13 protein-coding genes and 1 pseudogene are annotated in these 12,522 nt (G+C 69.5%); 5 read left to right on the top strand and 9 right to left on the bottom strand.

Features of this window, described 5'->3' with window-relative positions; translation table 11 throughout:
* Positions 1-111 precede the first annotated feature (111 nt).
* On the bottom strand, positions 112-387 hold the full coding sequence (locus ABTZ94_RS31720; protein WP_351205947.1) for a GlsB/YeaQ/YmgE family stress response membrane protein: 276 nt from the start codon (positions 385-387) through the stop codon (positions 112-114).
* A gap of 245 nt (positions 388-632) precedes the next feature.
* On the opposite strand from ABTZ94_RS31720, the gene ABTZ94_RS31715 reads away from it, so the two are divergent.
* Both ABTZ94_RS31715 and ABTZ94_RS31710 read left to right on the top strand, forming a co-directional pair.
* Positions 633-1,001 carry a DUF3099 domain-containing protein gene (locus ABTZ94_RS31715; protein ID WP_351205945.1) on the top strand — a complete coding sequence of 123 codons (369 nt, stop codon included), beginning with the start codon at positions 633-635 and terminating at the stop codon, positions 999-1,001.
* 257 nt (positions 1,002-1,258) lie between these two features.
* Positions 1,259-1,516 carry a hypothetical protein gene (locus ABTZ94_RS31710; RefSeq protein WP_351205943.1) on the top strand — a complete coding sequence of 86 codons (258 nt, stop codon included), beginning with the start codon at positions 1,259-1,261 and terminating at the stop codon, positions 1,514-1,516.
* Between the two features lie 12 nt (positions 1,517-1,528).
* Here ABTZ94_RS31710 and moaA read toward each other — a convergent pair whose 3' ends face one another.
* The 3 genes from moaA to ABTZ94_RS31695 all read right to left on the bottom strand — a co-directional run bounded on the left by moaA (position 1,529) and on the right by ABTZ94_RS31695 (position 4,708).
* A complete protein-coding gene (moaA, locus tag ABTZ94_RS31705) occupies positions 1,529-2,518 on the bottom strand; it encodes a GTP 3',8-cyclase MoaA (RefSeq protein WP_351205941.1) in 990 nt (329 codons plus the stop codon).
* 187 nt (positions 2,519-2,705) lie between these two features.
* Positions 2,706-4,346 carry a monocarboxylic acid transporter gene (locus tag ABTZ94_RS31700; protein WP_351205939.1) on the bottom strand — a complete coding sequence of 547 codons (1,641 nt, stop codon included), beginning with the start codon at positions 4,344-4,346 and terminating at the stop codon, positions 2,706-2,708.
* Positions 4,343-4,708, bottom strand: a complete 366-nt coding sequence (locus ABTZ94_RS31695) for a DUF485 domain-containing protein (protein WP_351205937.1) — start codon at positions 4,706-4,708, stop codon at positions 4,343-4,345. Before ABTZ94_RS31695 ends, ABTZ94_RS31700 begins: the two co-directional genes overlap by 4 nt.
* A gap of 302 nt (positions 4,709-5,010) precedes the next feature.
* Between ABTZ94_RS31695 and ABTZ94_RS31690 the strand changes: the two genes are divergently transcribed.
* Both ABTZ94_RS31690 and ABTZ94_RS31685 read left to right on the top strand, forming a co-directional pair.
* The gene (locus ABTZ94_RS31690; RefSeq protein ID WP_351205935.1) at positions 5,011-6,546 is read left to right on the top strand and encodes a S8 family peptidase; all 1,536 of its coding nucleotides are present in this window, start codon (positions 5,011-5,013) and stop codon (positions 6,544-6,546) included.
* 129 nt (positions 6,547-6,675) lie between these two features.
* Positions 6,676-8,094 (top strand): CoA transferase, encoded by a 1,419-nt coding sequence (locus ABTZ94_RS31685; RefSeq protein WP_351205933.1) that lies wholly within the window; start codon positions 6,676-6,678, stop codon positions 8,092-8,094.
* On the opposite strand, the pseudogene ABTZ94_RS31680 reads toward ABTZ94_RS31685, so the two are convergent.
* From ABTZ94_RS31680 to ABTZ94_RS31665, 4 genes and pseudogenes are all read right to left on the bottom strand, one after another.
* Positions 8,084-8,185 (bottom strand): annotated as a pseudogene (locus ABTZ94_RS31680) (alcohol dehydrogenase); the annotation flags it as partial. The gene ABTZ94_RS31685 and the pseudogene ABTZ94_RS31680 overlap by 11 nt on opposite strands.
* On the bottom strand, positions 8,164-8,847 hold the full coding sequence (locus tag ABTZ94_RS31675) for a lysoplasmalogenase (protein WP_351205931.1): 684 nt from the start codon (positions 8,845-8,847) through the stop codon (positions 8,164-8,166). The pseudogene ABTZ94_RS31680 and the gene ABTZ94_RS31675, both read right to left, overlap by 22 nt.
* A complete protein-coding gene (locus ABTZ94_RS31670; RefSeq protein ID WP_351205929.1) occupies positions 8,844-9,722 on the bottom strand; it encodes a sterol desaturase family protein in 879 nt (292 codons plus the stop codon). The genes ABTZ94_RS31675 and ABTZ94_RS31670 overlap by 4 nt, the downstream gene beginning before the upstream one ends.
* A gap of 422 nt (positions 9,723-10,144) precedes the next feature.
* Positions 10,145-11,365 (bottom strand): saccharopine dehydrogenase family protein, encoded by a 1,221-nt coding sequence (locus ABTZ94_RS31665; protein ID WP_351205927.1) that lies wholly within the window; start codon positions 11,363-11,365, stop codon positions 10,145-10,147.
* Between the two features lie 134 nt (positions 11,366-11,499).
* Here ABTZ94_RS31665 and ABTZ94_RS31660 point away from each other — a divergent pair, with 134 nt between their 5' ends.
* Entirely contained in the window at positions 11,500-12,258 is a 759-nt protein-coding gene (locus ABTZ94_RS31660) for a TetR/AcrR family transcriptional regulator (RefSeq protein WP_351205925.1), read from the top strand.
* On the opposite strand, the gene ABTZ94_RS31655 is transcribed toward ABTZ94_RS31660, so the two are convergent.
* Positions 12,255-12,398, bottom strand: coding sequence for a UbiD family decarboxylase domain-containing protein (locus tag ABTZ94_RS31655; RefSeq protein WP_351205923.1), 144 nt, complete (start codon positions 12,396-12,398; stop codon positions 12,255-12,257). The genes ABTZ94_RS31660 and ABTZ94_RS31655 overlap by 4 nt on opposite strands.
* Between the last annotated feature and the right edge of the window lie 124 nt (positions 12,399-12,522).

The raw sequence follows: 12,522 nt of genomic DNA, 5'->3' as shown, positions 1-12,522 counted from the left end.
GCGCTGCGGCCGGGCACGCGTGACGCGTGTCCGGCCGCAGTGTTTTGTGGCCCGTCGGTGGCCCGGGCCGTCTGTTGGCCCGCCTCGTGCCGGCCCAGGCCCTCTGCTGGCTCAGGCCTTCTGCTTGGAGCCGCGGAACGAGGCCCACAGCATGTCACCGACACCGACGATGACCACTGCACCGATCAGCTGGAACAGATGGCGCGTCCAGTCGATGCCCTTTGTTTCGTTGACACCGATCCCGGTGGCGACGGCATTGCCGAGGACGCTGCCGAGCATGCCGAAAATCGTCGTCAGCCAAAGCGGGATTTTCTGTTTGCCGGGCAGAATCGCCTTCGCGATCAGACCGAGCACCAGACCCACGATGATTGCCCACAGCCAGCCCATGCCGCCTCCTCGTGCGCCGCGATGTCGCGCATGTGCGCCCAGTCTCGGCCCGTGGGCCGTACACGGCATGTCGGACGCGTCCGTACGTGCGTCACGGCTGCCGATATGCACGAATGCGGCGTGCCCCGGTCTCGAAGCCGTCGCACGCCGGGCGTACGGTGGATGCGGTCCGGGCCGGGGAGCGTCCGGCCTGGGAATGAGGTCTCCCCCGGCCCGCGAGGCGCTGGGGGAAGGGTGGTGGAGACATGATGCGCAAGCAGAGCGGTGTCGAGGTCTTCCGGATCACGGGGGCCCGGCAGGGGCTCGCGGACGATGTGCGCGGCAGGCAGCGACGCTATGTGATCTCGATGTCCGTACGGACGGTTTCGGTGATCCTGGCCGCCGTCCTGTGGAACGTCGAGCGGTATGTCGCGATCGTGGCGCTGGCGCTCGGGGCTCTGCTCCCGTACGTGGCGGTGGTCATCGCCAACGCGGGCCGGGAGAACACCCCTTCGCTTCCTTCGACCTTCGTCCCGACGCCGATGCGTCCGGCGCTCGACGCGGCACCCGTGGCCGGTTCCGCGGAGTCCGGTCCGGAGGCCGACGGGGCCCGGCGCGGCGAAGAATCGGCATGAGCGAATCGGCATAGGCACAGTTGGGGCCGCACCGCGCCCAAGGCTCAGAAAACCTCAAACTCAATCTGAAGTTACGGTGCCCCGCACCCCGGTCTGCGTGACATACTTCGTACGCGCTCCGCATCCCCCGTCGGAGCGACAGACCGACGCCGGGCAGCTCCCCCCGTGGCTGCTCGGCGTCGCTTTTTCTTCGGCAAGGAATGCGTGGGGCGGCCGGCCCGTGAGGCCGACACAGACACTGACCTAGGGTTGAGTCCGTGAACTCCCCTGAATCCGCGGCCGAGAGCGCTGCCACCGCACCCATCTGCTCCGCCAAGGGCTGCCGGGCCGACGCCGTATGGGTGCTCGCCTGGAACAACCCGAAGCTGCACACCCCAAAGCGCTGTAAGACCTGGCTGGCCTGCGAAGAACATCGGGAGCACCTCTCCTCGTTCCTGGGTGTCCGGGGCTTCCTCAAGGATGTCGTGACGCTGGCTGAGTGGGAGTCCGGCGCATCAGAGACGGACGGACGCTAGTACCCCAGGGCACTAGCCGCCGATCGCCGACATCGGCCGCTCGGGCTGCAGGAAGGACGGGTCGTCCAGACCGGATCCGGCCTTCTTTCCCCACATCGCGAGCGTCCAGATCCTGGCAATCTCCTCGTCCGGCGCGTCCGAGCGCAGGGCGCCGCGCAGATCGGTCTCCTCGCGGGCGAACAGGCAGGTGCGCACCTGGCCGTCGGCGGTGAGTCTGGTCCGGTCGCAGGCCCGGCAGAAGGGGCGGGTGACGGAGGCGATGACACCGACACGGTGGGGGCCGCCGTCGACAAGCCAGCGCTCTGCGGGGGCGGAGCCGCGCTCGCCGTCGCCCTCCTCGGTGAGAGTGAAGCGGGTGCGCAGCGACTGGAGTATGTCGCCTGCCGTGATCATGCCGTCGCGCTTCCAGCCGTGCTGCGCGTCGAGCGGCATCTGCTCGATGAAGCGGAGCTCGTAGTCGTGCTCGATGGCCCAGGCGAGCAGGTCGGGAGCCTCGTCGTCGTTGAGTCCCGGCATCAGGACGCTATTGACCTTGACCGGGGTGAGGCCGGCGTCGCGGGCGGCTTCCAGGCCGGCCAGTACGTCGTGTTGGCGGTCACGGCGGGTGAGTGTCTTGAAGACGTCGGGGCGCAGGGTGTCCAGCGACACGTTGACCCGGTTCAGACCGGCGGCCTTGAGCGCGGCTGCTGTGCGCTTCAGCCCGATGCCGTTGGTGGTGAGCGACATCTTGGGGCGTGGGCTCAGGGCCGCACACCGCTCCACGAGGGAGACGAGCCCGGGGCGCAGCAGCGGCTCACCGCCGGTGAAGCGGACCTCGGTGATGCCGAGCCGGGTGACGGCGATGCGGACCAGCCGCACGATCTCGTCGTCACTGAGCAGGTCGGGCTTGGCCAGCCACTGCAGGCCTTCTTCCGGCATGCAGTACGTGCACCGCAGATTGCACCGGTCGGTCAGCGAGACACGGAGGTCTGTGGCGACTCGATCGAAGGTGTCGATGAGCATGTGCGCCCCCTCCGTCAACGACTTCCCGGCCGCGGATCCGGCTCGTCCGGCTTACTTCTCCGAGACTACGCGAGACCTGTGACATCGGATGGGCCCGTTGGTCACGAGGAGCGGCGTGGCCGCGTCGTAGGACTCTACGACGCGGCCACGGATCCGGGGTGACGCGTGGAGCGGAAGACTCTTCCCCTCAGTGCGCCCCGATGCCTGTGAGGGACTTGACCTCCAGCTCGGCGTACTTGCCCTTGTCCGGCTCCTCCTTCGAGAGGAGGGAACCGACCCAGCCGAGCAGGAAGCCCAGCGGGATGGAGATCAGGCCCGGGTTCTCCAGCGGGAACCAGGCGAAGTCGACGCCCTTGAACATCGACGTCTTCGGGTTGCCGGAGACGACCGGCGAGAACAGCACCAGGAACACCGAGCTGGCCAGACCACCGTAGATCGACCACAGTGCGCCCTGGGTGGTGAACCGCTTCCAGAAGAGGCTGTAGAGGATCGTCGGCAGGTTGGCGGAGGCGGCGACGGCGAAGGCGAGCGCCACGAGCCCGGCGACGTTCATGTCGCGGGCGAAGGCGCCCAGGACGATCGCGACCGCGCCGATGAGGACGGTGGCCCAGCGGGCGGCCCGCATCTCCTCCTTCTCGGTGGCCTTCCCCTTGCGGATGACGTTGGCGTAGATGTCGTGCGCGAAGGAGGACGAGGAGGCGAGGGTGAGCCCCGCGACGACGGCGAGGATGGTGGCGAAGGCAACGGCCGAGATCACGGCGAGCAGCACAGCACCGCCCGTGGTGCCGACCCCGCCGAGATACTCGGCGAGCTGCGGAGCGGCCGCGTTGCCGGCCGGGTTCTTCGCCTTGATCTCGTCCGGGCCGATGAGGGCCGCGGCGCCGAAGCCGAGCGCGATCGTCATCAGGTAGAAGGCGCCGATGATGCCGATGGCCCAGTTGACCGACTTACGGGCGGCCTTGGCGGTCGGCACCGTGTAGAAGCGGATCAGGATGTGCGGCAGGCCGGCGGTGCCGAGGACCAGGGCGATGCCGAGGGAGAGGAAGTCCAGCTTCGAGGTGCCGGTGGCGCCGTACTTGAGGCCGGGCTCCAGGAACGCCGCTCCGTGGCCGCTCTTCGAGGCGGCCGTGCCCAGCAGGTCGGAGATGTTGAAGTTGAACTTCAGCAGCACCAGGAAGGTCATCAGGAGGGCACCGGCGATCAGCAGCACGGCCTTGACCATCTGGACCCAGGTGGTGCCCTTCATTCCGCCGATGGTGACGTACACGATCATCAGTACGCCGACCAGCGCGACGATGAGGATCTTGCCCGCGTCGCTCGTGATGCCGAGGAGCAGGGAGACCAGGACGCCCGCGCCCGCCATCTGGGCCAGCAGGTAGAAGATCGACACGATGATGGTGGAGACGCCCGAGGCGGTACGGACCGGGCGCTGGCGCATCCGGTAGGCGAGGACGTCGCCCATCGTGTAGCGGCCCGAGTTGCGCAGCGGTTCGGCGACCAGCAGCAGGGCCACCAGCCAGGCGACGAGGAAGCCGATGGAGTAGAGGAAGCCGTCGTAACCGAAGAGGGCGATGGCCCCGGCGATCCCGAGGAACGAGGCCGCCGACATGTAGTCGCCGGAGACCGCGAGTCCGTTCTGAAAGGCGGTGAACTGGCGGCCACCGGCGTAGAAGTCGGAGGCGCTCTTGGTCTGCCGTCCGGCCCAGATGGTGATGCCCAGGGTCGCGGCGACGAACACGGCGAAGAGCGTGATGATCAGCGGCCGGTGCTCGGTGGTCGAGGAGGCGGCCAGTTGGAGGGCGGGGTGCGAGTGGTACGCGGCGCTCATGCTTCGGCCTCCATGCGGGACTTGATGGCCTCGGCCTTGGGGTCGAGCTTCGCGGCTGCGTGGCGCGAGTAGAGCCAGGCGATGAGGAACGTGGTGACGAACTGGGCGAGACCGAACACGAAGGCCACGTTGATGTTGCTGTAGACCTTGGTGCCCATGAAGCCGCCCGCGTAGTTGGACAGCAGCACGTACAGCAGGTACCAGAGGACGAAGGCGATCGTCAGCGGGAAGGCGAACGAGCGGTACGTGCGGCGCAGTTCGCCGAACTCTTCGCCCTCCTGCGTCGCGAGGAACGCCTCGGTCGTGGGCTGGGCAGGGCGGGTGTCCGTACTGCCCTCGGGCGGCGGTGCATCGATAGCCACGGAATCTCCTCGCGACGCGGGTGCGGTGGTGAAGGGGACGTTGGAACTCAAAGGAAAACCTCGATGTCGGGGGGTGATGGTGCGCCTCCCCTGACAACGGCACGGAGAGCGCGACGAAGCGGTTCACCACGGGTGCGCACTTCTCGGACTCAACTCTTCGCGCCCGTCCGGCGGCCATCCGGTCGAACCGAGTCGCCCGAACTCATTGATCAGCAGGGATGATCAGCGATAACTTCACTCGTCATGTACGCGATCGGACACACCCGTGTCCGGTCGACCGGCACGGATGATGTGGAGACCCCATGGCTCACCTGGGATCCAGACGGACGCGCGCACTGACGCTGCCCGTCGGATTGGCACTCACGGCCTCGCTCGGCTTCCTGCCGACGGGGGCCGCCTCTGCCGCACCCATGGACGCGCAGCCCACGGCTGCGGTGTCGACGGACGGCCCGAAGCTTTCGTACGTGGTCAACACGCGGAGCGGTCCCGGGACCGTCAAGCAGGTGAAGAAGGCGATAGCCGAGGCCGGCGGCACGGTGGTCATCGCCTACGAACAGATCGGTGTCATCGTCGTCCAGTCGCAGAACCCGGATTTCGCGGCGTCGATCCGCCGGGTCAAGGGCGTCGATTCAGCAGGGGCCACCCGCACCAACCCCATCGTTCCGCAGGCCACGACGGACATCGGGGTCGAGCAGCCGCTCTCCGCCGAGCAGGCCAGGGGCGCGGCGGCGAAGGCGACGGCGGACCAGGATCCGATGGAGCCCCTGCAGTGGGATCTGCCCGCCATCAAGGCGGACCAGGCGCACCAGGAGTCGCTGGGCAGCCGGAAGGTCACGGTCGCCGTCATCGACACGGGTGTCGACGACACCCACCCGGACCTGGCACCGAACTTCGACCGCGGAGCCTCGGCGAGCTGTGTGTCCGGGGCGCCGGACACGGCGGACGGCGTCTGGCGTCCGAAGACCGGTGAGAGCGACCACGGCACGCATGTCGCGGGCACCATCGCCGCCGCGAAGAACGGCATCGGGGTGACGGGGGTCGCGCCGGGCGTGAAGGTCGCCGGCATCAAGGTGGCGAACCCGGACGGATTCTTCTACACCGAGTCGATCGTCTGCGGCTTCGTCTGGGCCGCCGAGCACGGCGTCGATGTCACCAACAACAGCTATTACACCGACCCGTGGATGTTCAACTGCAAGAACGACCCCGACCAGGGCGCCCTGGTCGATGCTGTCGCCCGTGCCACGCGGTACGCGGAGCACAAGGGCACGGTGAACGTCGCCTCGGCCGGCAACAGCAAGTTCGACCTGGCCTCCGGCGCGATCGACGACACGACCAGCCCGAATGACACCACGGCCGTGACCCGGACGATCAACCCGCGCGAGTGCCTCGACATCCCGGCGTTGCTGCCGGGCGTCGTGACGGTCTCCGCGACCGGCGCCAAGGGTCTGAAGGCCTCGTACTCGAACTACGGGAACGGTGTCATCGACGTGGCGGCCCCGGGCGGCGACTCGACGGTCTATCAGACGCCCGCACCGCCCGCGACGAGCGGTCTGATCCTGTCCACGCTGCCGGGCGGCAAGTACGGCTACAAGGCCGGTACGTCGATGGCCTCCCCGCATGTCGCGGGTGTCGCGGCCCTGATCAAGTCGACGCACCCGCACGCCTCGGCGGGTGCGGTGAAGGCGCTTCTGACGGCGGAGGCGGACGCCACCGCGTGCGGCGCGCCGTACGACATCAACGGTGACGGCAAGATCGACGCCGTCTGCGAGGGCGGCAAGAACCGCAACGGCTTCTACGGGGCCGGTGTCGTGAACGCGCTGAACGCGGTCCGCTGGTAGGGAAGCCGGCGCGGCGGGAGGGGCCTGGGTCGTCGGCCCCTCCCGCCGCCTTTTCCCGGGCCTGTTTCCGGGCCTGTGATCTTCCTGCGCCCCTTTCTGACAGGTGGCACTCAGTGCCATAGTGCGGGGATGACTCACGCACGAATATCCGGTACGGAGCAGGCCTGGGCGGCGCTCGGCGGTGATCCCGCGCTTCTTGCGCACATCGGGACGAGCGGTCCCGACGGGCTGTTGCCCGCCCGGTTGCCCGCCATGGAACTGGCGCGTTCCGCCGTCGCGGTCTGCTCACTGGCCGCCGCCGAACTGGCCGCCCGCCGCACCGCACGCCCCGTGCCGCAGGTCCGGGTTGATGACGGTGCGGTGGCCACGGCGTTCACGAGCGAGCGCCATCTGCGGATCGACGGGCGCGCACCGACCAACTTCGCCCCACTGTCCCGGTTCTGGCGCACGGCGGACGGCTGGGTCCGTACGCACGCCAACTACCCGCACCACCGGGCCCGGTTGCTCGCCACGCTGGGGCTGCCCGCGGACACCTCGGACGACATCGCCGTGGACGCCGTCGCGGCCTCGTTCGCCGGGCGCCGGGGACCGGAGATCGAGCGGACGGTGTACGCCGCGGGCGGCCTGGCCGTGGTCGCCCGTACGCCCGAGGAGTGGGCGGCCGACCCTCGAGGCGCGGCGGTCGCGGGCACGCCGCTGGTGGCCAGGGACCGCATCGGCGGCGGGCCGGCCCGCCGCACGGCGGCGCTCGCCGGTGAACCGCTGCTGCCCGCCGCCGGGCTGCGCGTGCTGGACCTCACCCGGGTCATCGCGGGGCCCGTCGCCACCCGTACGCTCGCGCTGCTCGGCGCGGACGTCCTGCGGATCGACGCCCCGCAGCTCCCGGAGAGCCAGGACGCGCACAGCGACACCGGTTTCGGGAAGCGGTCGGTGGACCTGGACCTCGGTAGCCGCCCGGGTACGGCCGCGTTCGACAAGCTGCTGGCCGGTGCGGATGTGGTCGTCATCGGCTACCGGCCCGGTGCGATCGAGCGGTTCGGCCTGACGCCAAAGTCCCTGACCGCGCGCAGGCCTGGGCTGGTGATCGGGCGAATCTCGGCCTGGGGACACGGTCCGTGGGCGCAGCGGCGCGGCTTCGACAGCCTGGTGCAGGTGGCCACCGGCATCGCCTCGGTCGAGGCCGCGGCAGGGCCCGAGAACCCGCCCGGTGCGCTGCCCGCGCAGGCACTCGACCACGGCACGGGCTATCTGCTGGCCGCCGCCGTGCTGCGCGCACTGACCGAGCAGCACGACGAGGGCGGCTCCCGGCTGGTCACGCTCTCGCTCGCCCGTACCGCCGCGTGGCTGCTCGACGAGCTGCCCGCCCGGCACGAGCCCGGGGCCACGGCGGGTTCGTACGACGCGGAGAAGTGGCTCACGGAGACGGACAGCCCGCTGGGCCGGCTGCGGCACGCCCGGCCGCCGGTCGCCTTCGACGGCTCCCCCGCCGACTGGTCGCGCCCGCCCGGCCCGCTGGGGGCGGACGCGACCGCCTGGCTCACGGCTTGATGAACACCTTCAGCACCGTCCGGTCGTCCATCGTCCTGTAACCGGCGGGGACGTCGTCGAGGCCGATGGTCAGGTCGAAGACGGGCGGCGGGTACCAGGGGTGACACCGCCCCATCCGGCACCGGGCGCGAGCGCTCCGACGGTCAGCAGGAACTGTGCCGCGATGTAGGTGAGCATGACCCAGAAGTCGGGGGCAGGCAGCTGCGGCCAGTCGGCGATGCCGGTGGCGATGAGCGCGTCGGAGAGCAGGAAGAGCGCCCCGCCGACGGCCGCGTACGGGCCGAGGGTGCCTGCGCGGTACGCCATCGCCGTGAGCAGCAGGCTGTAGCCGGTCATCGGAATCCGCATGTCCGCCGGCAGCCCGCTCCAGAGCAGCGCGACGAAGGTGGCCAGGAAGGCGGCATACACAACCCCGATGGGCAGCGGGCTGCGGGCACGTCCGAAGAGCCGGAGATAGCAGACATGACCTGCGGCGAAGGAGCCCATCCCGATGAGGAAGGCGGCGTCGGCGTCGAACAGCAGGAACGTGTCACCACCCCAGCCGAACAGGAGCGCCGCGATGAGCAGCCGGGGGCCGCGCCGGGCGGCGGCGTACCCGGCCAGCAGCGGCATCAGCAGGGGCTTGGCGACGAGGTGGGCGACCGAGACGTCGGCGAGCAGGCCGAAAAGGTCGACGGCCGAGGCCACGAGGAAGGCGATGAGCAGCGGGCGTACGAGACGTTCCCGCCGGTCCGTGACGGCAGCGGCGCTCATCCGGTGCGCTCCTGGGCGGGGACGGCCGTACGGACGGCCGTTCCGGCCGGCTGCCAGCCGGGCCCGCAAAAGATCCGCCCGGCCCGCTCGCTCCAGCTGCCCGCCGCCCGCACATCGCGGGCGATGGCCGCGTACTCATGGGTGGCGACACGGAGCGGATTGAATGTGTCGATGTTCTTGGTGAGGCCGAACACGGGCCGCTCCGTCTCGGCGGTGAAGGACCCGAAGAGCCGGTCCCAAAGGATCAGGATGCCGCCGAAGTTCCGGTCCAGGTAGCCGCCCTGCGACGCATGGTGCACCCGGTGGTGGGAGGGCGTGTTCAGCACGTATTCGAAGGGCCTGGGGAGCTTGTCGATGCGCTCCGTGTGCACCCAGAACTGGTAGACGAGGTTCACCGACGAGCAGAAGGCGAGCGCGGCCGGATGGACACCGCAGGCGATGAGCGGCACATAGAACGGCCAGACGGTCAGCGATGTCCAGGGCTGGCGCAGCGCGGTGGAGAGGTTGAACTTCCGGCTGGAGTGGTGGACCACATGGCAGGCCCAGAGGACCCGGATGACGTGGTGGCCGCGGTGGGACCAGTAGTAGAAGAAGTCCTGCGCGAGCAGCATCAGCGGAACGGTCCACCACAGCACGGGCACGCGGAGCGGGGTCAGCTCGTAGACCACGGTGTAGATCGCGACGATGGGCACTTTCCACAGCAGGTCGAAGACGAGGCTGCCGAGACCCATGGTGATGCTGGTGACGGCGTCCTTCGCCTCGTACCCGGCGGCTTCGTCATCGGGGTGGAAGTGATGGAGAGCCATTTCGAGGACAGTGAGCAGGACGAAGGCCGGTATGGACCAGAGCACTACATCGGGCAGGTTCGGCGGCATACGAGCACGGTAGAGCCGCAGGTCGGCTGGGGACTAGACGTTGTTACCAACAAGTATGCGAGACGTGGTGTCAGCAGTATTTGGTGACTTCTGCCAATGCGGGCGTCGTACGATCCCTGCACCGGAGCTTCCGCCAGGGAGGAACTGCTGTGCAGGGTCCGAAAGTTGCGATAGCTCGGCCGGCGACGGTGATCGAGATGGTCGCCAAGTCGCTGGTGTCGCCGAAGCCCGGCGCGGGCCTGGTCCCGGACCCGGTGCGTCGCTTCTCCGCCGGGCGAAGCCGGACCGCCTGGCGAAAGTGCTCGGCGGGCGTCTGACGGAGTCGTACGCCGCGGTGCCCGAGCACGAGCGGCTGCGTTCGGGGTCCCCCCTCGAAGCGGAGCGGAACGGCGAACTCGCGGGTCCGGAACCGACAGGGCTGCTCAGTGCTCGCGCATGCCCCAGGGCGATCCGTACTCGGTCAACAGGTCCAAGAACACGCGAGCCGGGAACGCCTCCGGGCCGAGAACGCCCGAGCCCGACCAGGCGCCGGTGGCGAGGAGTTCGAGCGCGACAACCGGGTTGACCGCGGTCTGCCACACCACCGCCTGGCTACCGTACTCCGCCATGGACCACTCGTTGTCCACCACGTGGTAGAGGTACACCTCGCGCGGCGCACCGTCCTTGACGCCCCGCACCCAGGTGCCCGCGCAGGTCTTCCCGCGCATGCGCTCGCCCAGCGTCGCCGGATCCGGCAGGCAGGCGGCGACCACGTCCCGGGGCGACACCGCGACCGGGCCGTCGGCGCCCCGCACAGTCACGGGGTCGGTGCGGTCCAGGCCCAGCAGGTGCAGCGTCCGCAGCGTCTCGATGAACTCCCGCCCGAGCCCGTACTTGAAGGTGACGCGCCGCGCGTCGATCCAGCGCGGGACCAGCAGCACCTCCTCGTGCTCCACGTTCACGCACTCGACCTCCCCGATGCCCTCCGGGAAGTCGAACACCTCGGGCTCGCTGAACGGCGCGGTGGTGAACCAACCCCGGTCCGCCTCGTAGACGACCGGCGGGTTCAGGCACTCCTCGATCGTGGTCCAGATGTTGAAGGATGGCGCGAAGTCGTAGCCGTCGACGGTGAGATTCGCGCCGTCGCGGACGCCGATCTCCTCGATCTCGTCGAAGAGTTCATCGGCCGCATACCGCGCGAACACGTCCGACAGGCCGGGCTCCACGCCCATGCCGACCAGGGCCAGCGCGCCATCCTTCGCCCAGTCCTCGGCCTGCGAGAACTGCGCGTCGCCGAGCTTGACCCCGCACTCCGCGTACGGCCGCTCGGGGTGCGGCCGCGACAGCGACATCGCCATGTCGAGGTAGCTGGCGCCGGCCGACCGCGCCGCCTGGAACAGGGTCATGACGAAGCGCGGGTCGGTTGCGTTGAGCAGGACGTCGCACTCGTGCCGCCGCAGCAGCGCCGCCACTTCCGCCTCGTCGCCCGCGTCCACGTGCTCAGCGTGGAATCGGGACGAGGCGGTACCGAGGGCCGTGACGGCCGCCTCGGCACGCCCCAGGTCGTAGTCGGCCACCACCATCAGGTCGAAGAACGTGCGCCGGGCCGCGATCCGGGTGATCGCGGTGCCCACACCGCCGGCTCCCACGAGTAGTACACGCATGGCAAGAATTCCCTCTCGGTCAAAGACATCGAAGACGAGGCGCGCCTGACCGGAGATACAACGCCCTGGATTCACGTAAGGTCAATACCGTTGGCATAAGACTCGGAACAGATGTGCGGAAGAGAGTGACGACGGTGCCGAAACCAGTGGTGCCCGAGGAGAAGCGACAGCGGCGCCGTCCCACCAGGAGCGGCACCGTGCTGTCCGAGCGGCTCGTCGTGGAGACCGCGCTGCGGCTGCTGCGCGAGCACGGCAGCGCCGGCCTGACCACCCGCCGACTCGGCCTGGCACTCGACTGCGACCCGAGCGCCCTGTACCGGTACTTCCGCGGCATGGACGACCTCACCCTCGCCATCGGCGACGCCCTCATGGGGCAGGCCCTGCGGGGCTGGCAGCCTACGGGGAAGTGGCGGGCGGACCTGCAGACGATCGGCTCGCGCATCCACGCCGCGTACGTGGCCCACCCGCAGGCTGCGCAGCTGACCGCGAGCCGGGTCACCGGCCGCGCCCACGAACTGGCCGCCGACGAGGCCGTCCTGGACGTGCTGCGCACGGCCGGCTTCCCGGTGCCTGACACCGTGCGGATCTACCACGCCTTCATCGACCAGGCGCTGGCCTTCGCCGCACTCGACGCGGCCTCCCTGGCCCTGCCCCGAGCCTCCCAGCGCGCCGACGAGGACATGTGGCGTTCGACGTACGCGCACCTGCCGGCCGCCACCCACCCCCGGATCGCCGAGGCCGCGCCGCTGCTGGCGACCCGCATGGTCACCAGCGCCTACCCGACAGCCCTGGAGATGCTCCTGGACAGCGCGGCCGCCCACCTCGAGCGGCTGCACCGGCCGAGGTCGACCGTCCGGCAGCGTACGAGTTCCAGCGGGCGCCCACAGCACTAGGCGGCTTCGTCGACCTGTTCGGGCAGCGACATCGCCGACACGAAGGGGACCGCGGGTTCCGCTCCGAGTAGGAGTGCGAATGGCGGGCGTTCGCCGCGCGCCCGCCACATGCCGTGGATGACGCCGGTGTGCGCGACCACCGTGCCGTCGGCACAGAACGAGCCCTAAACCCAATGCCGTTCGGTTAGAGGTTCGATCTGCGGCGCAATGCTCGGCGTTTCGGCTGGTGATACGGGTGCAGCCCTTGTAGTGGTTCTCGGGTCC

The sequence above is a fragment of the Streptomyces sp. NPDC002785 genome, from assembly GCF_040295565.1.
Lineage (GTDB): Bacteria > Actinomycetota > Actinomycetes > Streptomycetales > Streptomycetaceae > Streptomyces.
Note: the sequence above shows the minus strand (reverse complement) of the source record. Positions and strands in the feature narration are given on the sequence as shown.